This is a genomic window from Bacteroidota bacterium, from assembly GCA_016213405.1.
In the GTDB taxonomy this organism is placed as follows: Bacteria; Bacteroidota; Bacteroidia; order Palsa-948; family Palsa-948; genus Palsa-948.
This window is the reverse complement of sequence record JACRAM010000088.1, coordinates 95,843-121,360: the sequence shown is the minus strand read 5'-3', so window position 1 is coordinate 121,360 and position 25,518 is coordinate 95,843. Positions and strand designations below refer to the sequence as shown.

Below are 25,518 nucleotides of genomic sequence, written 5' to 3'. Positions count from 1 at the left end.
ATAATAGACATTATTCAGATTAAGATGTTATATCCACGATTTTCAACACAGAGTTCACAGAGTTTAATGAGTTTCACAGAGCAGAACTCTCTGTGTAACTCTGTCTGCTCAGTGTTCTCTGTGTTAAAGATTTTTTTCATTCGTAATATATCTAAAATCAAGTACATAAACCCTTATTCGGAATAATGTCTAATTAATACCTATACACATGGACACACTTCGGGAAAAATTTGCAGAGAAAGCTCTGCCAGCCGCTGCAGATGTAAAGGCATTCATCAAAGAGCATGGCGATAAAAAGCTGGGCGAATACACCATTGCTCAGACCTATCAGGGCATGAAAGGAATTGTCGGGCTGGTTACCGAAACTTCCAAATTGGATCCTGAAGAGGGAATCCGTTTCCGTGGATATAGTATCCCTGAACTTCGGGAAAAACTTCCGAAAGCGCCAAAAGGTTTTGAACCGCTTCCTGAAGGAATTTTTTATCTCATGCTGATGGGAGAACTTCCCACGAAAGAAGATGTAATGAATTTGGGTAATAGCTGGGGAAGAAGAGCCATTGTTCCTAAACACGTTTTTGATACGCTGGATCATCTTCCAAGTAACACGCATCCGATGACGATGCTCAGTATTGGCGTAATGGCTTTGCAAACTGAATCTGAATTTGCCGAAGCTTATCACAAAGGCATCAACAAAAAAAATTATTGGGAGTATGTGTATGAAGATGCGATGAATCTGATTGCGCGTTTGCCCCGCGTTGCCGCTTATATATACAGGAAGAAGTATCATAATGGTGAGCACATTGAACCCAACCCGAAACTGGATTGGGCGGCAAATTTTGCACACATGCTCGGCTATGAATCCATTGATGTCCGCAGATTGATGCGTTTGTATCTTACCATTCATGCTGACCACGAAGGCGGAAATGTTTCTGCTCATGCAACACATCTTGTGGGTTCAGCGCTGAGCGATCCTTATCTTTCTTTTGCAGCTGGATTGAACGGATTAGCCGGCCCTCTTCATGGGCTTGCCAATCAGGAAGTGATTCACTGGATTTTTGAATTGCAGGATGAACTCAAAACAAAACTTCCCACAGAACAGCAGATCGCTGATTATATTAAGAAAACTTTGGAAAATGGAAAAGTAGTTCCGGGTTACGGGCACGCTGTGCTTCGCAAAACCGATCCGCGCTTTACAGCTCAGCAAGATTTTTATAACCGCTACATCAAAAAAGACGGACAAGTAAGCGAACTTTGCGAAATAGTTCAGATGATTTATAAAGTTGCTCCTCCGATTTTGGAAAGCACCGGAAAAATAAAAAATCCTTGGCCCAATGTAGACGCGCATAGCGGTGCATTGCTCATGCATTACGGAATTAAAGAATTTGAATACTACACCGTTCTCTTTGGTGTGTCGCGCGCGCTGGGTGTGATGGCATCGCTCATTTGGGACAGAGTTCTCGGAATGCCGCTTGAACGCCCGGGTTCTATTACGATTGCTGGGCTGAAAAAGAAAGTAGGCGTAACTGTTTAATGAGAGGACTTTAACCTTAGTAGAAAAGATAATCTGTTTTTTCTTCAACCTTATTACCTTATTATTAGTTTAAATTGAAAATAGAATACCATAATTTATACACGCATTTTATATTTACAACATTGCATCGCCAGCCCATCATTGCTGAAAAGAACCGTGAAAGGATTGAAAAGTACATAACAGGAATAGTAAATAATAATGATTCGCAGTTGTATGCTATTTATGCCAATCCCGAACATGTGCATATTCTTGCATCACGCTCGCCAAAATTATCTGAGGTAAGTTTAGCTTCGATTATTGCCAAAAGTTCGCTCAAATTTATTATTGAAAATAAACTATGCGCTGTAAAATTTGCGTGGCAGGAATCCGCTTCTGCATTTTCCGTCTCGAAATCGGATGTTGACAGAGTTTGTAAGTATATACTTAATCAGCCTGAGCATCATCGGAAGGTTACTTTTACAGAGGAATATGAAAAATTCATAAAGTTTTATCAAAAGACTTTGCAAATAATGTAAGGTAATAAGGTTTTGTTTTTAGTTATCTGTTTTTTCTACTAAGGTTTAAGGCAAAAGAACAAACATATCACCGGGTTTAACCTTAGTAGAAATAAAAACGCCCGTCAATAATCAACCTTATTACTTTATTTTCGAATAAGCCTAATTTCTATTTTTGCTCAAATGTACAAATCCCAAGAACATTTCATTTCTGAGCTTGAAAAAGCAGGCGAACTCATCCGTATTAAAGAGTTTGTTAATCCTCATCTTGAAATTGCTGAAGTAGTTGACCGAATTTCCAAATCAAATCACAACAAAGCATTATTATTTGAAAATACCGGAACTGGATTTCCTCTTCTCATCAACGCCATGGGTTCAGAAAAAAGAATGTGCATGGTGTTGGGAGTAGAAAAACTGGATGATGTGGCAAAAGATATTGAGACATTATTTCATTCGCTGACTTCCCCTAAAAATTCTCTTTCAGATAAATTGAAGATGCTTCCTGAACTGGGAAAGATTTCTTCCTGGATGCCGAAGAAAATAAATGGAAGAGGCGAATGTCAGGATATTGTTATTTCTCCCTCCCTATTGGGGAGGGTCGGGGTGGGGCTCTTTCCCGTGATGAAATGCTGGCCGCACGATGGTGGAAATTTTCTTACGCTTCCGATTATTCACACCGTTGACCCCAATAACGGAATACGGAATGTAGGTTTATATCGAATGCAAGTGTTCGGACCGAAACTCACGGCAATGCACTGGCACAAGCATAAAGTTTCTGCCGGGCATTTTAACGAATACAAAAAACTTGGTAAGAAAATGCCCGTGGCGGTTGCGCTTGGAGGCGATCCGCTGTATGTTTTCTCTGCTGCCTGCCCGCTTCCGCCCAATTTTGATGAATACATGTTCACGGGTTTTCTGCGGAAGAAAAAAGTAGAACTCGTAAAATGTTTAACGCAGGAAATGTACGTGCCTGCCGATGCGGATATAATTATTGAAGGTTATGTTGACCCCGTTGGACATGAATCCAAGTCCCACGGGGTTGACCCGAATGAAGAATTCATTTTAGAAGGACCGTTTGGCGACCACACCGGATATTATTCTTTGGCGGATTATTATCCGAAGTTTCATATTACCTGCATCACGCATAAGAAGAATGCAATCTATCCATCCACCATAGTCGGCATTCCCCCGCAGGAAGATGCTTGGATGGGAAAAGCTATTGAAAGAATTTTTCTTGCACCGATTAAGATGACTATTCTTCCGGAGATCATTGACATGCACATGCCGGTGGAAGGCGTGTTTCACAATCTCGTCATCGTTAAAATTAAAAACGAATACGAAGGGCACGCACAGAAAGTAATGAACGCCATGTGGGGAGCAGGGCAGATGATGTTCAATAAAATTCTGGTGATTGTGGACGGTAAAACGAACATTCACAACTACGAAGAAGTAGCAAGAGCTATTTCTGATAATGTAGATATTGCAAATGATATTTACTTTTCCCAAGGACCGATGGATGTGCTCGACCATGCCTGCTCCAAGTTTGCGTTTGGAGGCAAAATGTGTTTGGATGCAACTGCCTCTCCCCAACCCTCTCCCAAGGAGAGGGAGAATAAATTTCCTTTATTAGCTTTAAAATTGTTCGCCACAGATATTCAAAAAACATTTTCAGAAATAAAAGGCATTAATTCATCTCTGTTAGAAAAAGAGATTTCTGTTTTATTTATTTCTGTAGAAAAGAATCGTAAAAATCATATTAAGGAGTTGAATGAAAAAATATTTTCTTTACTCACTTCCCTTGGGGAAGGGGTGGGAATGGGCTCTGGGCTTTTTGTGATTTATGTTGAAGACAAAGCAGATATAACCGATATCAAAGACTGCATCTGGCGCTTCGCCAACAACTTCGACCCGAAACGTGACTCGTTCCCCTCTCCTGCAGGAGAGGGGTTAGGGGTGAGGTCTGGAATTGGATTAGACGGAACAAGAAAATCTAAACAGCACGACAACTTTGACCGCCCCTGGCCCAATATTATTTGTTCAGATGAAAAAACTATAAAGAGCGTTGATGAAAAGTGGAGTAAGATGTTCGGTTCCCTTTCTTTTATATCATCCCCTTCACTGAAATATAGAAATCAACTCTATAAAGGTGCAGCAGTCGCAGAGGAATAAGGTAATAAGGTTTGGTTTTGTTTTTTGTTATTGGTTTCTACTAAGGTTTATTCGGAATAGAAATTATCCTCATTGCTTGTATTTAACCTTAGTAGAAAATGTTAATCCTCCAATTTTTGCTGACCTTATTACCTTATCTGAATATCAATCTGTAATTATCAATTTCTCAGTTGCAATGACCTCTTTTATTCCTTCCCCCTCTCTCAAATACCTAAAACAACTTTACAAAGGCGGGGCGGTGGCTGAAGAGTAACTTATGTAAGTAGCAAAACGTCATATGAGAGAAAATTAATCTCTTGTGAAAAAAATATTTTTCTATTCTTTGATAATTCTTTTCTTGAAAGCGAAAGCTACTTTTGCAGGAGATAATCTTAGTGCCGTAACTCCTTTGGTTTTTTCTTCATTTATTATTCCCGGGAATCTTGGTATATGCGGATTAAATACTCTTCAGATTTGTAAGAAAGAAAAACAAGAAAAAATATATCCTATTCTTGGTCTTTGTTCGGGTACGTTTCAGGTTTATTTAGGTGCGCTAACTTTTCCAGGTAATAATAATAGGTTCGATTCTGATAAAACCTTAGCGATAGTTGATATAGGAATTGGAACAACAACAATTATTACGAGCGCATGGAATTTAATTTCAAATAGAAAAAGAAAAGAAAAGAAAGTAAGTTGGAATATTTATAGTTTTCCTTTGCAGGGGAAAATAGGAATAGGTTTTTCTTTATCAAAATCTATTTAAATACAAACATGTTGTCTTAATTTTATGATTTCCCCTCCCCCTTCGGGGGTTAGGGGGCTTTTTATACTAAGGCGATGCTGTGGCGGAGGATTAATATTATTTCTTCGCCTCAGTTGGAGTACTTGCCTCTGTTTCCTCAATCGCTTTCACCAATCTCTTCCGGCTTCCATCCTTCAATGCAGCATGAATAATTAATTTCAAAAGTTGATATTATTGAGTGAAGTAAAATCCAAATTAAAAACAGTCTGAAACTTAATAAACAGGTCTGTGATAATTATCACAGTTGATTTTAATGACATTTCACATTTTTACGAACGAAAAATTTATGTTTCAATTTCCAAACAAAAATCAATGTATCCTTGTGCTATTTGCAAAGTGAATGATAAATGTTTCACAACTTCATTAAGTAAAAATGAATTAGCCGAGTTAGCAAAGCACATACATATTAAGCATGCAAAAAGAAATGAAGCCATTTATCACGAGAATAAAAATGCAAACAGCGTTTTTGTAATCGTGCATGGCACTGTTAAGTTGGAGCATCAGAATGCGCAGGAGCAGCCGGTTATCATGCGCATTGCCCGTTGTGGCGAACCATTAGGGCTTGAAGCGTTGCTTAGCAAACGGCAATATTTTATGTTGGCAATTGCTTTGGCCGATACAAAGTATTGTTCCATTTCCGCATCACAGGTTGAAAAAATTATTTCACAAAATATGAGCGCCTGTGCAAAGCTGATGGAAGCACTGCAAAATGAACAGGAACGTATTTGCAACTATTCTATCCTAATGATTTCGGGTTCGTCAGAAACAAAACTGGCACAGGCATTGCTTTCATTGAGCGACAATGATGGAAAGGTGAAAATTACAAAAGAAGAAATTGCTTTAATGACGGGCTTGACCAGAGAAACAGTTTCAAGAATACTGAGCCGCCTGAACACAAAAAAAATAATTAAAACGCTGCAGCGCGAGGTACTGATTTTACTTCGGGCGGAACTGGAAAAACTGGTACACGGTATAGAGTAAAAGTCATGTATACCAAAGGTAGTCAGAAATCCGAAAATGATTACACCGATGAAACAACAAAATAGCAATCTGTGTAATCTTGTCTTTTTTCGGAAATCTGTGTAATCTCAGTATAAACTATTTCAATTGCCCATAACAAACCCAAACAAACCAGAATACCTTAAGTGCGCGGCTGCCCTTTTGCTCGCGCTGGCAATTTTGTTCATTGATTTTCAATTGCCCCTTGGCATTGCCATTGGTATGTTCTATGCGTTACCATTGCTTGCTACTTTATGGATTCGCCACCGCCCATGCCCATTGGTTTTTTCTATCCTGTTCACCTTATTTATTCTCATTGGATTTATTAAACCGCTTGCTGAAAATGTTAATTGGAATGTCGCCATTGTAAACCGCGCGTTCTCCGTTCTTATTGTCTGGCTCTGCCTGTTTTTTATTTCTAAAACAAAAGAACACACGGCACAACTAAAGAAAAGCAGCAAAGAAGCAACCGATTATAAATTTTCGCTCGATGAAACAGCCATAGTAGCCATAACCGATGTTAAAGGAATCATCCAACAGGTAAATGATAACTTCTGTAAAATATCAAAGTATACCCGAGAAGAATTAATTGGGCAGGACCACCGCATTATTAATTCAGGGCATCATCCAAAAGAATTTTTTAAAGAGTTGTATGCCACCATTGCAAACGGAAAAATATGGAGAGGCGATGTGAAAAATAAAGCAAAAGACGGAAGCTACTACTGGATAGATACCTCCATCGTTCCTTTCCTCAGCGAACAAGGCAAACCCTATCAGTATGTGGTTATCCGCACCGATATTACCGATAGAAAAAATGCCGAAGAACAAATAAAAAAGATGAATGCCGAACTGGAACAAAAAGTGATTGAACGCACAGAAAAACTAACACAGTCAGAAAAACAGATACGGAACTTCGCAGCGCATCTTAACAAAGTGCTGGAAGATGAACGGGCGCACATTGCACGTGAAATGCATGACGATATAGGTCAGCAGTTGACGGGAATAAAAATGGGCATTTCATCATTTAAAAAACTGAGCAACGCAGATAATGGCATAGAAGCAAAAATAAACGGAATGATGAAGGATGCCGACAACACCATACAATCCCTGCGGAAAATTGCCACACAGCTCCGCCCCGGAATTTTAGATACGCTCGGACTGATTCCTTCCATTGAATGGCTTGCCGGTGAGTTTGAAAAAAAGACGGGTATTAAATGCAAGGTCACCAGTAGCAGCGACATCGGCAGTAGTTTGACTGCAATTGTTCCTGCCACTGCTACTGCCACTGCTTTTTTCCGCATCTGCCAGGAATCGCTCAACAATATTTCAAAGCACGCCAAAGCGAGTGAAGTAGTTATCAATGTAAATCATGACAAAGATTCATTGATGTTGAAAGTATCCGACAACGGGAAAGGAATCTCAAGCGAGAAATTAGAAAATCCATTTTCCATGGGATTACTCGGCATGCGCGAGCGCGCAAATATTATAGATGCTGATTTCGAAATCATGAGCAAAAAAGATTTCGGCACAACAGTGCAATTGAAAACAAAACTAAAATAACCCCAACCCGCCAAATGGCGCGTTCAAACTCTCCCTTCGGGTGTAAGGGGGCTTCTTAACAAAGGCGGTGCGGTAACTGAGGACTAAAAGCAATTTCATATCTTTGTATAAATTAGGATGAAAGTACGAGAAGCCATACGCTTGATTGAAAAGGATGGTTGGTTTTTGGTTAGACAGAAAGGAAGTCATATGCAGTTTAAACATTCTGTCAAGAAGGGATTAGTTACTATAGCATGTCATCGTATGTCGGATGATATTGCGCGTGGTACGCTTGCCAGCATAGTACGACAAGCCCAAATAGATAAATCGGATATAAAATGAAAAAATATTTAATTGTAATAGAGACAACAAAAAGCGGCTTCAGCGCATACTCTCCTGATATACTTGGTTGTGCAGCAACGGGTAAAACAAAAAAAGAAGTTGAAAAAAATATGTATGAAGCTATTCAATTTCATCTCGAAGGATTGTCAGCAGAAGGATTGCACCTGCCTGAAAACAAGACCGAAAGCGAAATGCTTGTATTTGCTGTAGCAGAACCAAAAGCACATTACGGAAAAGGTAAATAAATACCGCAACCAACTTTACAAAGGCGGTGCAGTGGCGGAGGAATAGTTTATTTTCTTCCAAATATTCCCAAAGTTTTTTCCAACCTTGCCTGTTTCAAAGCAGGACAAGCGAAAATAAAAATAGAACCTGCCAAAATAATTGCAGAAACGCGCTATGAAAAAGATTATTCTGTCAAAATAATTTCCAACCTTGCTCGTTTTAATTATGGAACAGGCAAGACCAAAATAAATTTGACGATTCCTTATGCAAAACTCACATGGTTGGAAAAAAATCTCAGCATTTGTCTTTTATTTCGAGGCAATCCCGCTTTGAAAATTCCGTACTATTAATTCAAAGTTGGGATGACTATAATGCTTCGGGCGAATTAGCAAGTAAAGATGAGTTAGTACGCTTTTGCGCAGATGTAAACACAAAAAATAATAGCGTAACCACTGCAAAAATTCCTTTAGACAACGCCCGCTCAGAGCGGAAAGCGCTTTGCTTTTTCAATAACAAGCTGAACAATGCCCAATGTTTTGAAAAATTGCTCACACAAATTGCAAATTATATCGCATCTGAAACGGGGAATAAGAGTGTATATTATAAAAGAGCGCATGACATGCTGAAAAAGCTCAAGCCTCACTTTTACAAACCCAAACAAAAAAAGAATAAACGAAAGATAAAACACAAGCACGAACGGAGTTTTAATGCTGTAACAGGTTTTGCAGATAATACGCTTGCATTAATTGAAGAATTGATCGAAAACGGTTTTTACCGGAACCCTTCCGATGCAGCTATTTCCCTTGATGGAATACAAAACCTCTCATACAACCTGCACGCGCTGAATAAGAAAATTATTTTATACGATACCCGCTATAAAATGGCAGTGGTAGAGCGAAAGGATTGTTACAAATCAATGAGAGAACGGATACGCATGATAAAAAAATATCTCGCCAGTTTTCCGGAAGGGAAAGTATCAAATCATTTTATTGAGTTTGTGAGAGCGGTGAAAGGATAGAAGAAAAAAACTCAGTTATCCGTAATTATTAATTTCTCTGTCGTAAAAGATTTATCACCCTCAGTTAAGCGAATAAAGTACAACCCGCTTGCCTGCCCCTTCGGGAGTAAATTGTCGCGGTGCAAAGTAATTGTTTGCCCATTAATATTTTTCAATTGTTTTACTTGCTGCCCGAAACAATTGTAAACGGTGAGAGTTGCGTTCTTTAAAAGATTATTTGAATGTAAAGTTGTTTGGGTGGAGAAGGGGTTGGGGTATATAGTGAAACTATCTCCTTTATTATTTTCAGAAATATTTGTTAGGGTAATAGCATAACAGGTAGAAGTATCCGTGCAATTGTTTTGGGTAACTGAGGCAGCATAATTTCCGTTTACTGTTGCTGAATAAGTCTGATTGGTTGCGCCAGAAATTACAGCAAAATTATTGTTACAGTCAAGCCACTGATAAGTTGCTCCTGTGGCGTTTGCTGTAAGCGAATTAATGGAAACAGATACGGATGTGTCCACCGTGTTTATCGTAAGGTTCAGTGTCATCACACTGTCGCAGCCCATAGCATTGAGAATGGTATCGGTAAAAGTTCCCGAAATGGTATAGGTATTACTTTGCCAAGTGTAACTGAAGCAGGCGGTTTGATTCAAGGTTGAACTTGAAGTGGGTTTTACAGTAAGCGTTGTAATAATTACACTGTCGCAGCCGTTAATTGTTTGCAGTGTATCGTAATAAGTTCCTGAGGCAGTTTGGTAATTTCCGCCTGTCCAAATGCTGTCACCGCTGCAAATTGCCAAAGCAACCGGAGTGTTGTATTTTGAATGTAAGGCAAGCGTTGTTATTAATACGCTGTCGGCACCGCACGTGGTGGAAAGCGTATCGTAATAAGTTCCTGCCGTTGTTTGATAATTTCCCTGCAGGAAAATACTATCCCCGCTGCAAATTGCTGCCGCTGACTGAACAGTGTATGATGGATTTACGGAGAGCGCGGTTTGAAGCACACTTGTGCACCCGGCCGGAGAAATAATAGTATCATAATATATTCCTGCTGCGGATTGATACGCGCCCTGCAGGAAAACACTGTCTCCGCTGCAAATTCCAATCTGTTGGTTAGTGATAATCATCTGGTCAATTCCTCCGGTCACTGTTTTAAGAATGGTTCCGTTATCGCCTGCCGTATAGCCGGTATTAGTATCTGTAAAATAAATTGAGTTTAAAATATAATTTGTGCCCGCTGCCTGCGCAGTCCAGTTGGCGCCTCCATCTATAGTTTTCAGAATTATGCCTCCTCCGCTGGCTGCATAGCCGATATTCGGAGCGGGAAAAAAAATTGAATTAATTGAACCTGATATTCCGCTCGTCTGCGGAACCCAGTTGGCGCCTCCATCAACGGTTTTAAGAATGGTTCCGTTGCTGCCTGCTGCATAACCGGTATCGGTACTTGTGAAAAAAAGAGAATACAAATATACTGTTGTGCCGCTCGTCTGCGCAGTCCAGTTGGTGCCGCCATTTACGGTTTTATAAATTGTGCCACCTGAGCCCGATGTCCAGCCGGTATCCTTTGATGTGAAAAACACCGACCTTAACAACGGTGTTCCGGGCGGCTGCTGTGCCACCCAGTTTGCTCCGCCATCAACGGTTTTTATAATTCTTTCACCGCTGCTGCTGGTGCCGCCCACTGCATAGCCGGTGTTTGCATCTGCGAAATAAATTGAATATATCGGGTTATTTCCCGGAGGCATTTGCTGCGAAACCCAGTTTAATCCGCCATCAACAGTTTTGTAAATGAATAAGCTGCTTGCCGCATATCCTGTATCGGCCGATGTAAAAAAAACATCCTCTATGGTGCCGGACATTGAAACATTTAATTTCGTCCAGACTGCACCGCTATTCACAGTTTTAAGAACTGTGTTGGATGCACCGGCAGCGTAGCCTAAACTGCTGTTTACAAAAAACACAGCGTTCAGGTTAGAAGAAGTTCCGCTCGAAATAAAAGCCCAGTTTGTGCCGGCATCGGTGGTCTTAAGAATTAAACCCACAGCAAATTCTCCTGCGGCATAGACAGTGTCAGTGCCTGTAACACAAATTGAGTTTAATGCTAAACTTCCGGTAATTGTTTGAATGTTCCAGTTTAATCCGCCATCTGTGGTTTTAAGAATTCTTCCTGCGCTTTGTCCGCCAGCCGCATAGCCGATGCTGGAATTTATGAATGCAGCCGAATATAACGATTGAGTGGTTCCGCTTGTTTGCGCAGCCCAGTTTGTTCCGCCATTAACGGTTTTAAGAATTGTTCCGCTGCCTCCTGCTGCGTAACCTGTATCGGAAACTGGGAAATTAACTGAATATAAAGTGACGGTTACTCCGCTTGTTTGCGCAATCCAGTTTGTGCCGGCATTAATTGTTTTAAGAATGGTTCCGTTTGTGCCCGTTACATAACCCGTATCAGCAGCCGTGAAAAAAACGGAGCGCAATGTCTGAGTAGTTCCGCTGGTTTGCGCAGCCCAGTTTGTTCCGCCATTTACTGTTTTACGAATGGTTCCGTTTGCGCCCGCTACATAACCCGTATTGGCATCGGTAAAAAAAACGGAACGCAGATTCTGAGTTGTTCCGCTCCCTTGAATTGTCCAGTCAATTCCTCCGTTAATGGTTTTCAAAATTTTTCCGTTATCGCCAGCGGCATAGCCGATGCTGGTGTTTATAAAATAAACTGCATATAAATCATTTGTGACTCCGCTGGTCTGCACAATCCAGTTTGCGCCTCCGTCAAATGTTTTAATTATTGTTCCCCAGTTGCCGGCTGCAAAGCCGGTATCGGATGCGGGGAAATAAACAGCATTCAAATGATTTCCCTGTGGCAGCGGATTTTGCCAATTCCAGGGAGGAGGGCACTGAGCGGAAAGGGAAGAAGAAAAAAAAAAGAGGAAAAAAGAAAACGGAAGGAGTAAAAGTTTTTTCATTGTGTTGTAGTGTTATCGTAAAGATACAAAGTAACTGTCTATCGTTGCATTGTCTTTTGTGGTTGTCAGTCGGTGATTATTAACTTCTCGGTTGCGACCTCACCCCAGCCAGCCCCCTCCTGACCTCCCCCATTAGGGGAGGAAAACGGAGTGGGGGTTGTTAAGCGAATAAAGTACAACCCGCTTGGAAGATTGTCGCGGTGCAAAGTAATTGCCTGCCCATTAATATTTTTCAGTTGTTTTACTTGCTGCCCGAAAGAATTATAAACCGTGAGGGTTGCGTTCTTTAAAGTTTTATCTAATTGCAAAGTTGTTTGGGTGGAGAAGGGGTTGGGGTAAAGAGAAACTGTCTGCTGATAATTGTTTTCATTTATTCCTACTGTCGTGCAAAGAGTAGTTTCAGTTCCTCCGCTTCCTGTTTGTGTGACAGGATTTCCTGTTATGCCCCCAAATGAAACAAGAGTTGCAGGGGTTGTTGTAATTGATGCAGGAGATGTTACTACATCGGCTGGATTACTCTCATTACATCCGCTGTTTCCATTTCCATCGGTCTTGATTAAATAAACATCATTATTGCCTGCACCGAAACTTGGAGTATATCCTGCAATAACGAATCCTCCATCTGAAGTTTGCTCAACCGAATATCCAACGTCAGCATTCGTTCCTCCATAAGTTTTCTGAAAAGTTGTCTGCCCGTGTGCAACTGTCAAGGTCAGAAAAATTGTTGAGATAAGAAAAAGTTTTTTCATTGTCTTTTGTATTTACTTCTTCGCTTCCGTTGGAGCGCTCAAATGGAGGGATTATAATTTCCCAATTGCAGTCAGCAAAGATTTATGCCCTTCAATAAGTTGTTTAATTTTTTTCAGGTGCTGGTAAAATTCTTCCTGCGAAGGCAATTGAGCGTTGCCAATTTTCTTTAGTGCTGTGCAAACTTGCTGATACAGTTCAGCGTCTTTTAAATTCTCTGATTTGTCCATTTTGAATCCAGTTTTTTATTTCTTCATCCGAATAATAATTTTCGCGGATGCCTGTCATTATTTTTGCGTACTCGGGTTCGTCTTTAATATTAAATATGGCGTTATTCAAAGTTAAGAAATGTTTTGCAGCAATAAATGCAGTTCTTCTGTTTCCGCTTGCAAATGCGTGTTGTTTGATGATTTCTTTCAATAGAAATGCAGTTTTATCATAAATGTCTCCTTTTAATTTCTTACAACCTTCAACTATTGCTTTTAATTTATAATAACTCAATAGTTCGCTCTTATCCGCTTTCTTGATTTTGATTAAACTCAGAGCGACTACATTCAATTCAATAATATCCTGCTCTGAAAGATATTTTATTTTCATCAGGTAAAGGTACGCAGTTTTTTTTCGTGCCTTGATAGTATTTTACTTCTTCGCCTCCGTTGGAGCACTCACAGCAATTTCTTCCACTGCTTTCACTAATCTGTCCAAATCTTTTGGAGTAGTGTAAACGTTAGGCGTTACGCGCACACCGTGCACGTTTTCCCAGTTAATGGTGATGCAGTGTATTTTGTATTTGTCAAGGAGCTTCTGTTCAATCTCTTCCGGCTTCCATCCTTCAATGCTGAAAAGCGCAATGGCGCAGGAATGTTTCGGGTTGGTTGAAGTATGAATCTTCACTTTCGGGTTCTTCACCACTTTTTCTGTCCAGTAGTTTTTCAAGAAGCGGATGCGCTCTTCCTTGCGTTTGCTTCCAATCACATTATGAAAATCCACCGCAGCTCCAATCGCCATCTCACTGGCAAACGAGCGCGTGCCTATCGTTTCAAACTTTCGGATGTCATCATCCGCAACGGAACTTGCCAGCAAAGGCCATACATCTTTTATTTTTTCCTTCCTTATATAATACATCCCGCTTCCGAAAGGAGCGCAAAGGAATTTATGCAAACTGGTTCCCATGTAGTCGCAATTTGTATCAGGCACTTTGAAATCAAATAAACCAAATGAATGCGCTGCATCAAGTATTACATCTATTTCCTGCCCCTTCGGGGCTTTTTTCTTCGCTTCATCAGCAATCAGTTGAGCAGGCATAAGATTTCCGTTCCAGTTTATCATGTGCGTGATGTGAACCACTTTCGTTTTATCCGTGAACGCATTGGTATACTGCTTTGTAATTGCCACGTCATCGTCATTAGGAAGTTCAAGATTGATCTGAATATATTTTATTCCTTCTCGTTTTTGCCGCTGCTTCCATGCATTGATCATGTTCGGATAATCCTGTAACGTTCCAACCACTTCATCTCCTGCTTTCAGGTTCAATCCGAAGATGGTGGTGTTCAATGCTTCTGTTGAGTTTCTGTTAATGGCGATTTCTTCAGGAGAACATCCGGCAAGGTCGGCAAGCTTCGCGCGAAGCGCTTCTCTTCCCTGATCCAGAATCCTCCACATATAATAGGAAGGACCTTCATTCGCCATCTGATAATATTTTATGTGCGCGTCCTGCACGCATTTCGGCTGCGGACTCACGCCACCGTTGTTGAGATAAAGCAGTTGAGAAGAAACGGTGAACTGTTCTTTTATCCATCCCCAGAAATCTTCGTCAGATGACATGGCATCGGGAGGTAGAAGCAGATTTTTTTCCGCGCGCTTCTGAAACTCTTTCGCGAAAAGAGGGTTGGTCATTTCCAGGAACGGAATAGCTCCCGTAAACCAAATGGCTTGTTTGAGAAAACTTCTTCGTGAATTCATCTTAGTGTGTATTTACTACGAAGATAATAATGAAAACCAAATGTCATTTTAACCCCGATTCATCGGGAGAGAAATCTCCACATGATGTGCAGATTTATAATAAGGAGATTCCTCACCCGAAGCGGGTTCGGAATGACAGCAGTAAATTTTATTTGTTTTCCCTTGGAGAATACGGCTTTTGAATTTTCTTCCTGTTTCTGAAATAGGAAACACCGAAGAAAAGTCCGAGCATAAGAAGGAAAGGAATAAAGTAAGAACGGGATAAACCTTCCTTGCTGATGAAAGCGAAGGCTCTGTCCCATCGGAATTTTTTCGCTCCTGAAACAAAGGGGTCAAGCGACATCCAGATGAAAACGCCTTTGCCTACGATGTGGTCATCCGGCACATAACCCCAGTAGCGCGAGTCAAGTGAGTTGTGGCGGTTGTCTCCCATCATCCAGTAATAATCCTGTTTGAAGGTGTAAGAAGTTGCTTCTGCTCCGTTGATGAAAATTTTTCCATCTTTCACAGCAACATCGTTGTTTTCGTAGACATCTATTGCACGCAAGTAGAGCGGGAGAGAATCTACGGTAAGTTTCACAGTCATTCCTTTTTTCGGAATCACAATCGGTCCGTAATTGTCCCGGTTCCATTGAAACTTTTGCGAGTGAGGAAAAACATCATCGGGCATTCCGGCAATCTGCGGCATATATTCGCCAGCGCCAAATTGCTGCGGAGAAATTTCTTTTATGTTGGAGAATGTTTTTAGTTTTTCCAGATTGGATTGCGTAAGCGGGTAGGCAGTCTGATAGCCTTCTTTAGAAACCTGCGTGGCTTCATACAGATCAAGTTCTTCGAGCCGCTTGGGATTAATCTGGCTTTCAAGTTTTAAATCATAATTAAATTGAGCTGTGGGAGAGAAGTAAGCAGGCTTTCCGTTGATGTAAAGCGTGCGGCCAATAATTTTGAGTGTATCACCCGCAACAGCCACGCAACGCTTAATGTAATTATCTTCTTTGTCAACAGGGCGGTAAACTATTTCGCTGTTGCGCCAGATATTTTCTCTGCCGAACATTCTGCAAAGCCCATAATAACTTGTGTTGGTATTCATCATCGCAACCGTATCTCCTTCGGGGAAATTAAAAACCACTACATCGTTGCGTTGAACGTTTCCAAATCCCGGCAAGCGGTAATAAGGAAGTTGAGCACTTTCTACATACGATTTCTTCCCCATAAAACTGCTGTGAACGAACGGAATGGAAAGAGGTGTCATTGGGATTCTGGGACCATAACTTAATTTGCTGACGAACAGATAATCTCCGTTCAGCAAAGTTCTTTCCATGGAGGAGGAAGGAATGGTGAATGCTTCGATCAAAAAAGTTCGGATGATGGTTGCGGCAATCACCGCAAAGACAATGGCATCAGCCCATTCACGAATGGTTCCTCTGGATATTTTATCTTTATCAGAATATCCAACTATTTTTTCTTTACTGAAGCCGAGATAAGGAAGATAGATGAATGGAAAAAGCCATGCGCCCAGGTGGTGCACGAAAGTTCTCTTGCCGAAATGGTTTGCTAAATCAGCGCGCATGAGCAGGAGGGCAATCATGTTTATGAACGGAATCACAAGGAAAACAATCCACCATTTTGGCTTATTGATAATTTTCAGCCAGATAGTATAATTATAAAATGGCACAATCCCCTGCCATCCTTTGTATCCGGCTTTTTCAAATATTTTGTAAAGCCCTGCGAAAGGAAGTACGACTCCAAAGATGAAAAGTATGAGAAGAAGATTCATGCTGTTTTGTATAAAGCCAAAGATGATTAAATATTTTCTTTGATAAAGTTAAAAAGTGTTAAAGTTTCATCATATCGTTCATTCCGAAAACCCCATTCTTTCCTTTCACGAATTCAGCAGCCATTACTGCGCCTAAAGCAAATCCTTTTCTATTATGAGCCGTGTGCCTGATTTCAATATCGTCAATCGTTGAAAAGTATTTTACGATGTGCGTCCCGGGCACTTCTCCTTCTCGTTTAGAAATTATTTCAAGCTCTTCAGCATTGTTTGTTTTTGTGTTTATCCATTTACTTTTTCTACTCAGATTGTCAGTGATTTGATTCGCGAGAGACAGGGCAGTGCCGCTTGGTGCATCCAGTTTATGAATGTGGTGAATTTCTTCCACGGAAACATTATAATCCGAATAGTTGTTCATCATTTTTGCCAGCTGTTCGTTTACTTTGAAAAATATATTCACACCAATGCTGAAGTTGGAAGCATAAAACAAACAACCGTTTTTTTGGTTGCAGGTTTTTTTCACTTCATCTGCCTTATCGTACCAGCCTGTCGTACCTACCACTATGGGAATTCCTGCTTCAAAACATTTATTCATGTTAGATATGGCAGTATGTGGAGTAGAGAACTCAATGGCAGCATCGCATTTTTGTAAATCTTCCTTTGTAATGGAATTAATATTATTGACATCAATCTTCAATGCGATTTCATGACCGAGATGAAGAGCAATCTGCTCGATCTCTTTTCCCATTTTTCCGTAGCCGAATAATGCAATTCTCATAGTGTGCGAATATACGAATTGACCGCCAAGAGAAATGTCAAAAAGTTAATGCGAGCGTTAATCCTGCAGCAGGTTTTTTATTTGCAGATAAATTTAAGCATGGAAGGACGGTCATAGAAAGATTATCGCTGACATCAAAGGTGGTCAGTTGTGCATCCACATACGCATCAACAATATTCACTGTGTAAAATAAGGCGGTAAGAATAATATTCAGATCGCGGTATCTGCGATAAACATTTGAAAGCGTTTGAAGGTCAGTAGTTGTATAATTAGGATACAAGTCAATAGTGCCGGAAGCGGTATCTGTTTTATTAATGTATGCCTGTTTGTACCCTTTGTACAGTTTGTTGTTGAAGTCAAACAAATAAATGGTGGTTCCCATAGTAGCATATACAATCGGGATTTTCCAGTATTTTTTATTGTATGCCTGCCCAAGCCCCGGAACACAGGTGGAAAATATCATTGCCATTCTCGGAGAATGAGGATGAATTCTGTCAGCCCCTCCTGGCCTCCCCGAAGGGGAGGAAGTTTGCGCATAGGAATTGGTAAGAGAAAAAAGGTGAAAGAAAAAATATGAAATAAAAAACCTTGGCATATTATTTCCCCTTCCCTTTGGGAAGGAAGGGATGGGCTTTATAAATCAAGAAGGCGGGAAATCTTTTTTAGTTCTGCATCAGACTTGAAATGAATGACAATTTTTCCATCTCCTGCAGGTTGTTTTTCTATGGAAACATTTGTTTTGAAAAAGTCAGAAAGATCTTCCTTCAATTTCTGTTCTTCAAAAGAAAGAATCCCAGCTGTTTTCTTTTGACTTTTGACTTTTGACTTTTGATTTGGTTTCTTTCCCGAATAATTTCTTGCGTATTCCTCAATTCTTCTCACGGATAATTCATTCTTCAGAATATCATTTAAGATTTTTGTTTGAAGCTGAGCGTCATTCACGGAAAGAAGCGCGCGTGCATGCCCCATCGTTATTTTTTTGTCACGCAGTGCTGCCTGAATCGGTTCAGGGAGTTTCAGCAAACGAAGAAAATTTGTAACGGTGGAGCGGTCTTGTCCCACTTTGTTGCTTAATTGTTCCTGAGTAAGATTACATTCTTCAATTAAACGTTTATATCCGAGGGCAACTTCAATCGCGTTTAAGTCTTCACGCTGCAGGTTTTCAACAAGCGCCATCTCAAGCATGGTATTATCATTTGCAATTCGGATAAAAGCAGGAATCTGATCAAGTCCGGCCAGCTGTAAAGCGCGGAATCTTCGTTCACCAGATATGATTTGGAATTTATTAAAATCAATTTTTCGAACTGTTATAGGCTGAATCAATCCGTACTCTTTTATTGACTGAGCGAGTTCAGCGAGTGCCTGCTTCTCAAATTCGTTTCTCGGCTGAAAAGGATTTGCTTCAATCTGCGACAAGTGAATATTTGCCACCGAACCAACCACAGCAGAATTTCCGCTTGCGATTCGCGAAGCTGAGGCAAGTTCATTGCCTGAATCTTCCAACAACGCTGCGAGACCTTTTCCGAGTGATGAACGCTTGACCATGGATACGAATATACGAATGATTGCTATTTGTCATTCCGAGCAAAGCGAGGAATCTTATCAAGGAGATTTCTCCTTTCAGTCGAAATGACACATCGTTAATTATTCTTCCGACACAGTAATAATTTTTTCCGCTTCGGTGAGGCGTGTGAGTTCATTCTTCTGCAGGATTTCTCTCGCGAGGTTGAGGTAATTCACAGCGGCACTGCTGGCGGCATCGTGCATGATGATAGTTTCTCCAAAACTGGGCGCTTCAGCAGCGCGCACGTTGCGGTGAATGATGGTATCAAACACAATATTCTGGAAATGAAGTTTTACTTCTTCTACAATTTGTTTTGAAAGATTGAGGCGCGAATCGAACATCGTGAGAAGAATTCCTTCAAGAGCGAGTTCGGGATTTAATTTATTCTGAACAATTTTTATAGTGTTCAAAAGTTTGCCAAGTCCTTCAAGCGCGAAATATTCGCACTGAACGGGAACAATTACGGAATCAGCAGCGCAGAGCGAATTTACCGTTACAAGCCCGAGTGAAGGCGAACAGTCAATGATGATGAAATCGTAATCATCTTTTATTTTTTCAAGAACTTTTTTCATCATGAACTCGCGCTTGGGCTGATTGATGAGTTCAATCTCAGCGCCAACGAGGTCAATGTGTGCGGGAAGTAAATCCAAATGTGGAGTTTGTGTTTTCAGAATAATATCATATGGACTTTCATCGTCAATCATGCATTCGTAAATGCTTGTCTTGATTTTTTTTGGGTCGAAACCAACACCGGCAGTGGAATTTGCCTGAGGATCAGCATCCACAAGCAGAGTGCGGTGTTCAAGCACGGCAAACGAAGCGGCAAGGTTTATGGCTGAAGTGGTTTTCCCGACTCCGCCTTTCTGATTAGCAATTGCGATTATTTTTCCCATAGATTTTTGTTTTCAGATTGTTATTGATTTTCCGATTTCAAGCAGGTGTAAGGTTTTTCCTGCCTTTGAAAATTTTTCTTTTGCCTCGTTATGATTTATTTTTATGTAGCCGAATGTGTCGTAATGCATGCCGATGATGTTGTTGCATTTGATAAAGTCAGAAGCAATCACTGCATCGTCAATTCCCATCGTGAAATTATCTCCGAGAGGAAGACAGGCGAATTTTAATTTGTACTGTTCGCCAATTAATTTCATGTCATAGGTGAGGGCAGTGTCGCCCGAAAAATAAAATGCTCCTTCGGTAGAATCAATCACAAATCCACCGGGGTTGCCACCGCTTGCACCGTCAGGTAGTGTGCTGGAATGAACGGCATTCACATATTTTACCATTCCGAAATCAAATTTCCATCGTCCACCGTGATTCATGGGATGATAGTTAGCTACTCCCTGCTTTGAATTAAGCCAGGTAGCGATTTCAAAATTTGAAACTACTGTTGCGTTTGTTCTTTTTGCTATGGAAGAAGCATCGGCAAGATGATCTTCGTGCCCGTGAGAAATAAAAATATAATCTGCTTTGATTTTTGTCACATCAATATTTTTCGCAAGTTCATTCAGACTGATGAAAGGGTCAAACAACAAATTTTTTCCTCCGGTTTCAACACCTATGCAGGCGTGACCGAAATACGTAACTTTCATTTCCTGTGAATCTTTTTATTTAATGCGATAAATTTACAGCTAAATGAAAAGGATGGAAAGAGAAACTATAAACAAAGGTGTGTTAATTACTAACGCGGGAAAGTTATTGACAGTTGTTAAAGTTTCATCAACTCTTCGTACAATTCCTTCACTGGCAGACCCATCACGTTAAAGTAAGATCCGATAATTTTTTTAACGCCAACATATCCAATCCATTCCTGCGCGCCATAAGCGCCTGCTTTATCGTATGGTTTGTATTTGCGGATATAAAAATCAATTTCCTTTTCTGTGAGTTTTTTGAAGAAGACTTTTGTGGAAACTACAAAAGACCTCGCCCTCTGTTCCTCTCCTTTAGGAGAGGGAAGGAAAAGATAAATTCCAGTATAAACCGTATGCATTTTTCCAGAGAGAAGTTTGAGCATTTTCACCGCTTCAGCATAATTTGCGGCTTTGTTCAGTACTTTATTATTTATCCAGACAATTGTATCGGCAGTAATGAGCAAATCATTCGGCTTGAGCTCACGCTTGAATGCTTCCGCTTTTTTTTTGCAGAGGTAAAGTGCGATTTGTTTTCCTTTGAGTTTTTTAGGGAAGGATTCATCCACTTCTTTTGTCTGAATTTCGAAATCTAAACCAAGTTCTTTCAACAGAAATTGCCTGCGAGGAGATTTGGAGGCAAGAATGATGTTATATTTTTTTAATTTTTCTTTCAGCATAAATCATCGAAAAACGAAACGGTACGAAAAATACGAAAGCATAATTATTTAAGAAGAATAAATTTTAATAAAAATAGAAAACAGATTCCGGTCAGCATAACTATTTTTACCATCACGCTTGCAAAGTGAAAATGTTTTTTCTCTTTGGCTTTGAATACACGGAGCAGAATAAACAATAATGGAAGTTGAATCAAAATAAGAAAATATAAAAACGAGATTTTATCTTTTGCTTCATACTGGTGGGGCATCACGTATCCGATTCCTGCCATGAATAAAACAATGAGCGCAGAGGTAATCATCTTTGCTTTTTTTATTCCTAAAACTATCGGGATGGTTCGGCATCCGTACTCCATATCACCTTCCACATCTTCCATATCTTTTATCATTTCGCGGATGAGCGAGAGTGCAAAGGCGGCAATCCCATAACATCCGACCCAGACAAGAATAGTATAAGTTGTCGCAGTTCCGAAATCGTACTGCTGCTGCGCAAGTGTGTTGTTATAGTGAGAAATAATTTTCGGCAGTTCAAACAATGCAACCATAAACGGAGTTATTCCGGTGAAAAGTGAAACCAACAGATTGCCTTTGAGAAACTGGTATTTGAACGAAGTGGAATAATACCATAGAGCGATTACAGAAGCGCAGAACAATGTTGAACCCGCCATAAGAATATGGCAGCGCCAGGAGAGAAAAATTCCGATTGCTACTCCAAGAAAACTCATCACAGCATGCGCGCCCATCGCTACTCTGCGTTTTACACCTTTATCAATAACAAGTTGTTTAGGTTTATTTATATTGTCAATGCGCACGTCAAAATAATCATTGATGATGTAACCTCCTGCAGAAATAAAAACGGTGGCGAGAACGAGCAAGGCAAATTCCATATCGCTCATCTGCAGATACATTCCTGAAAGTCTGAGAATGGGCTCAATCAGGCAAAGGCGGATCATGTATTGCGTGAAAGCAATGATAACCAGGTTGGGCAGGCGAATTAATTTGAGAAACGCTATCACTTTTACTGCGATTGAAGAATACTTTTGCTTATGAGTTTATATAAATCTCTGAATTTTTTATTTCCTGAAAGCAATTTCAGATGTTCGTTCATGGTTTTTTTATCGTTACGTTTTGCGGGGCCTGTTTGTGAGGCATGCGGATTCTTTATTCCATTTTCTGCTGTGGAGAGAATCATCGGTCCGAATAGCTCGAACGGAAGTTTGTGCTTTTTTAGTAGAGTTTCAGCGAGATAATACATATGATTTGGAAAATTATTTGCCCACACCGCACCCAAGTGAAGAATTTTTCGCTGGTGAGAATTGAAAACATATACTTTCCGACTTAATCCATTCGCAAGTTGTTTTATTTTTTTTTCTGAAGAAGGATTGCTCCCCTCAATCACTAAAGGAACTTTTCTGAAATCAACTTTTGTTCTTGCCTTTATGGTTTGAATCTGCCACAGTACTCCGCAGTTTTTGAATTTCTTCTTCAGTACAGCAATATCCGTAGCGCCTGAAGTGTGAATGACCAAACTATTTTTCAAAGCAGGAAGTTTTTTTACGACTTCTGTGATGGCATCGTCTTTTACTGCTATGATATAAATATCTGCTGGAAATTCTGCAAATGCATCCATCGTTTTTCCGAAGCTTGTTTTCAGTTTTTTGCCCAGTATTGCTGCGTGAGAAAAATTTGGACTGTAAATGAAAACGATTTGCTGTCCACATCTTTTAAATGCTTTTCCCAGCTGAGTTGCAACATTTCCTGAACCGATTAAAAATATCTTCATTTGTATTCTGTTTCTTTATTCGACTCCTCCGGAGTCGAACGTGAATAGATTATGATTTACTATTCATATCCGACCCCTTTGGGGTCGAACTTCATTCTTTATTTCTTTTCAGACGGTGCCGGATGGCAAGAAGTGTTCCGATGATCATGATGATGCAACCCATCCACAAAACATTGATGTAAGGAAACACAATTGCTTTCATTACGATAAAATCTTTTTTACCTGATTGTTTTTCTGAAACAGAAATATCCACTTTATTTGTTTCAGGATTTATCTGCCAGAAAGCAAATTTCAAACCGAGTTCATCTATTTTTGCTTCAATGGTATTAGGAACGCTGTCGGTGATGTAATATACGGGCATGACATCAAAAGTTTTTCCGTACACATCAAGAATTTTTAGTTGAGCTCCAACAGCAATATCCGATTTTGTAATGCCGAGTTTTTCTTTATCAATTTTTGTTGTCAATCCCTCAAACACAACAATGCTTGTAGCAGTATAGAATGTATCTCCTTTTGCAATGTTATTGTTGTGAGGTTCTTTGTATTCGTCAGATGCAGTTGTTTGCTTTCCCGCGCTTTCTAAATCAGCATAGGTGATGTGTGTGTAAATATCCCGGGTAAGAAAATGCCGCGTGTCCGGTTCAGCCACATTTCCCATTCTAGGATTGATTTGAATTCTCGGGCTGAGCGTGAAGGCGCTGGAATATTTTCCACTTTCATCTTTGTTCAGATATTCCACATCATAAAATATATTTACTCCTTCTTGCCGGTTGCCCTTGTAAGTCAAAGAGTAATTTCCCATTTTTACTGTATCGTTTTTCTGGAGAAGAATATTTTCTTTATTGGAGAAATCCTTTCCGAATATTTCCACATCTCCTTTCTGGTTCACTGAAATTTTTTCGCTCCGAGAAGTAGAAATCATAGCGCCAAGAAGAATCATGCCGAAACCAACGTGTGCAATGGAAGCGCCTGCATGGTCGAACTTTCCTTTCAATATTTTTATGAAATATGTAATGTTTGCTAAGATGGCTGACAGGCAGGCAAATAAAAGTACAGCATAAAAAATAGTTCTTCCGCTTGAAAGCCAGTCGAAATGAAAACTAACCGCCAGAGCAATCACCAATGAAATCCCAAGCGGAATGGAAATATTTTTCAGAAACACTTTTGAGTCAGTTTTTTTGTACTTAAGAAATTGCACAACCGCAATCATCACTAAAACCAAAATTGCAAATGGAATCTGCCACTGGTGATAATGCTGAAATGCTTTTCCCTCGGCAGGAGGCGCCAGGTGTGTTCCGAAAATTTTATTGATGACGGGAATGGAAGTGGTAAGTGAAATCTGAAAAGCCGAAATCAAAAGTATCAGTGCTCCGATAAGCATCCAGAATTCACGCGACCAGATACTTTCTTCCTCTTTGTGTTTGGGAAGTTTTTTGAAATTAAGAACGAGAAGAACAACTGCAACGAGAACGAAGAAGAGAAGATATAAAAGTAATTGTCCGGACATTCCCAAATCGGTGAAGGCGTGAACGGAACTGTCTCCCAGAATTCCGCTGCGTGTGAGGAAAGTGGCGTATAGAACAAGAATGAAAGCAATGAGCGAAAGAAAAAAAGTTGCAAAGAGAGATTGCCCTTTGTTTTTATGAATCATCATCACGTGTCCTGCGCCCACGAGCGTGAGCCAGGGAACCAGCGATGCGTTTTCCACAGGATCCCATGCCCAGAAACCTCCGAACGAAAGTGCTTCATATGCCCATGCGCCACCCATCAAAACTCCGGTACCGAGAATCATGATTCCAAAAAATGTCCACGGTAAAGCGGTGGGCTGCCACTCATTATATTTTTTCTTCCACAAACCTGCAATTGCAAAGGCGAAAGGAACCACAGTCAATGCGAAACCGAGAAAAAGAGTCGGAGGATGAATCACCATCCAATAATTTTGCAGAAGAGGATTCAACCCTCTGCCGTCAAGTTTTTCAAGATAATTTTCATTCTGAACAAAGGGAAGGTTTTTGAAATCGGGATGCTCGCGCAGAAGTACAGAGAACGGATTGCTTCCAACTTTATAATCCAACACAAAAACACCGAGAAGCATGGAGCAGAGAAACACCTGCACGAGAGAAACAGTTGCCATCACAGGAGATTCCCATTCTTTCGAGCGTTTCATCAAAAATGTTCCGATCACAGCATTCCAGAAAATCCATAGGAGAAAACTGCCTTCCTGTCCTTCCCAGAAACATGAAGCAATATATTGCAACGGCATTTCTTTGCTGGAGTGATGCCAGATGTATTCATACTCGAAATAATGTCCGATGAGCATGATGAACAGCACGCCCACCATTCCGAAAACAGAAAGAGAATGAAAGAGAAAAGATATGCGCGCAATTTTTTTCCAGGAAAGTTCCGATGCGGAATTTGGCTCAGCGTTTGCCGCAGAAAAATAGGAGAGCGAAGCAAGAAGCGCAGCAACAAATGAAACAATTACTAAAATGTTTCCGAGTTGCCCAGCCCAAAGATGTTCTCCGATGTAATGCATTTCCCTACGAATTACGAATTAAATCGAAT

24 protein-coding genes are annotated in these 25,518 nt (G+C 40.4%); 9 read left to right on the top strand and 15 right to left on the bottom strand.

Annotated elements, in window-relative coordinates; translation table 11 throughout:
• The first annotated feature begins 208 nt into the window (after nt 1-208).
• The 9 genes from HY841_11095 to HY841_11055 all read left to right on the top strand — a co-directional run bounded on the left by HY841_11095 (nt 209) and on the right by HY841_11055 (nt 9,098).
• Nucleotides 209-1,531: a citrate (Si)-synthase, eukaryotic gene (locus tag HY841_11095; protein MBI4931300.1), complete on the top strand. Its 1,323-nt coding sequence runs from the start codon at nt 209-211 to the stop codon at nt 1,529-1,531.
• Nucleotides 1,532-1,605: 74 nt separating this feature from the next.
• Nucleotides 1,606-2,046, top strand: a complete 441-nt coding sequence (locus HY841_11090; protein MBI4931299.1) for a transposase — start codon at nt 1,606-1,608, stop codon at nt 2,044-2,046.
• Between the two features lie 162 nt (nt 2,047-2,208).
• A complete protein-coding gene (locus tag HY841_11085; protein ID MBI4931298.1) occupies nt 2,209-4,194 on the top strand; it encodes a menaquinone biosynthesis decarboxylase in 1,986 nt (661 codons plus the stop codon).
• 298 nt (nt 4,195-4,492) lie between these two features.
• Complete coding sequence (locus tag HY841_11080; protein MBI4931297.1) at nt 4,493-4,936, top strand: hypothetical protein; 444 nt, start codon at nt 4,493-4,495, stop codon at nt 4,934-4,936.
• A gap of 267 nt (nt 4,937-5,203) precedes the next feature.
• Nucleotides 5,204-5,956, top strand: coding sequence for a Crp/Fnr family transcriptional regulator (locus HY841_11075; GenBank protein MBI4931296.1), 753 nt, complete (start codon nt 5,204-5,206; stop codon nt 5,954-5,956).
• Between the two features lie 126 nt (nt 5,957-6,082).
• On the top strand, nt 6,083-7,534 hold the full coding sequence (locus tag HY841_11070; GenBank protein ID MBI4931295.1) for a PAS domain S-box protein: 1,452 nt from the start codon (nt 6,083-6,085) through the stop codon (nt 7,532-7,534).
• A 117-nt stretch (nt 7,535-7,651) separates the two neighbouring features.
• Nucleotides 7,652-7,855, top strand: a complete 204-nt coding sequence (locus HY841_11065) for a type II toxin-antitoxin system HicA family toxin (protein MBI4931294.1) — start codon at nt 7,652-7,654, stop codon at nt 7,853-7,855.
• Nucleotides 7,852-8,100, top strand: coding sequence for a type II toxin-antitoxin system HicB family antitoxin (locus HY841_11060; GenBank protein MBI4931293.1), 249 nt, complete (start codon nt 7,852-7,854; stop codon nt 8,098-8,100). The genes HY841_11065 and HY841_11060 overlap by 4 nt, the downstream gene beginning before the upstream one ends.
• A gap of 257 nt (nt 8,101-8,357) precedes the next feature.
• Nucleotides 8,358-9,098, top strand: coding sequence for a hypothetical protein (locus tag HY841_11055; protein MBI4931292.1), 741 nt, complete (start codon nt 8,358-8,360; stop codon nt 9,096-9,098).
• 11 nt (nt 9,099-9,109) lie between these two features.
• On the opposite strand, the gene HY841_11050 is transcribed toward HY841_11055, so the two are convergent.
• The 15 genes from HY841_11050 to ccsA form a co-directional block, all read right to left on the bottom strand.
• Complete coding sequence (locus tag HY841_11050) at nt 9,110-12,043, bottom strand: T9SS type A sorting domain-containing protein (GenBank protein MBI4931291.1); 2,934 nt, start codon at nt 12,041-12,043, stop codon at nt 9,110-9,112.
• 65 nt (nt 12,044-12,108) lie between these two features.
• On the bottom strand, nt 12,109-12,792 hold the full coding sequence (locus HY841_11045; GenBank protein ID MBI4931290.1) for a T9SS type A sorting domain-containing protein: 684 nt from the start codon (nt 12,790-12,792) through the stop codon (nt 12,109-12,111).
• A 51-nt stretch (nt 12,793-12,843) separates the two neighbouring features.
• Complete coding sequence (locus HY841_11040; GenBank protein ID MBI4931289.1) at nt 12,844-13,020, bottom strand: hypothetical protein; 177 nt, start codon at nt 13,018-13,020, stop codon at nt 12,844-12,846.
• Entirely contained in the window at nt 12,989-13,387 is a 399-nt protein-coding gene (locus tag HY841_11035; protein ID MBI4931288.1) for a type II toxin-antitoxin system death-on-curing family toxin, read from the bottom strand. Before HY841_11035 ends, HY841_11040 begins: the two co-directional genes overlap by 32 nt.
• Before the next feature lie 42 nt (nt 13,388-13,429).
• Nucleotides 13,430-14,752, bottom strand: a complete 1,323-nt coding sequence (locus HY841_11030) for an aminotransferase class V-fold PLP-dependent enzyme (GenBank protein MBI4931287.1) — start codon at nt 14,750-14,752, stop codon at nt 13,430-13,432.
• Nucleotides 14,753-14,900: 148 nt separating this feature from the next.
• Complete coding sequence (lepB, locus tag HY841_11025) at nt 14,901-16,529, bottom strand: signal peptidase I (protein ID MBI4931286.1); 1,629 nt, start codon at nt 16,527-16,529, stop codon at nt 14,901-14,903.
• A 58-nt stretch (nt 16,530-16,587) separates the two neighbouring features.
• Nucleotides 16,588-17,304, bottom strand: a complete 717-nt coding sequence (dapB, locus tag HY841_11020; GenBank protein MBI4931285.1) for a 4-hydroxy-tetrahydrodipicolinate reductase — start codon at nt 17,302-17,304, stop codon at nt 16,588-16,590.
• A gap of 37 nt (nt 17,305-17,341) precedes the next feature.
• Entirely contained in the window at nt 17,342-17,899 is a 558-nt protein-coding gene (locus HY841_11015; GenBank protein MBI4931284.1) for a hypothetical protein, read from the bottom strand.
• A 38-nt stretch (nt 17,900-17,937) separates the two neighbouring features.
• Entirely contained in the window at nt 17,938-18,849 is a 912-nt protein-coding gene (locus HY841_11010; GenBank protein ID MBI4931283.1) for a ParB/RepB/Spo0J family partition protein, read from the bottom strand.
• Nucleotides 18,850-18,948: 99 nt separating this feature from the next.
• Nucleotides 18,949-19,761: a ParA family protein gene (locus tag HY841_11005; GenBank protein MBI4931282.1), complete on the bottom strand. Its 813-nt coding sequence runs from the start codon at nt 19,759-19,761 to the stop codon at nt 18,949-18,951.
• Between the two features lie 12 nt (nt 19,762-19,773).
• Nucleotides 19,774-20,457 carry a metal-dependent hydrolase gene (locus HY841_11000; GenBank protein ID MBI4931281.1) on the bottom strand — a complete coding sequence of 228 codons (684 nt, stop codon included), beginning with the start codon at nt 20,455-20,457 and terminating at the stop codon, nt 19,774-19,776.
• A 116-nt stretch (nt 20,458-20,573) separates the two neighbouring features.
• Nucleotides 20,574-21,173, bottom strand: coding sequence for a septum formation protein Maf (gene maf / locus HY841_10995; GenBank protein ID MBI4931280.1), 600 nt, complete (start codon nt 21,171-21,173; stop codon nt 20,574-20,576).
• 44 nt (nt 21,174-21,217) lie between these two features.
• Complete coding sequence (locus tag HY841_10990) at nt 21,218-22,186, bottom strand: geranylgeranylglycerol-phosphate geranylgeranyltransferase (protein ID MBI4931279.1); 969 nt, start codon at nt 22,184-22,186, stop codon at nt 21,218-21,220.
• A 2-nt stretch (nt 22,187-22,188) separates the two neighbouring features.
• The gene (locus tag HY841_10985; protein MBI4931278.1) at nt 22,189-22,953 is read right to left on the bottom strand and encodes a DUF2520 domain-containing protein; all 765 of its coding nucleotides are present in this window, start codon (nt 22,951-22,953) and stop codon (nt 22,189-22,191) included.
• 91 nt (nt 22,954-23,044) lie between these two features.
• Entirely contained in the window at nt 23,045-25,489 is a 2,445-nt protein-coding gene (gene ccsA, locus HY841_10980) for a cytochrome c biogenesis protein CcsA (protein MBI4931277.1), read from the bottom strand.
• Between the last annotated feature and the right edge of the window lie 29 nt (nt 25,490-25,518).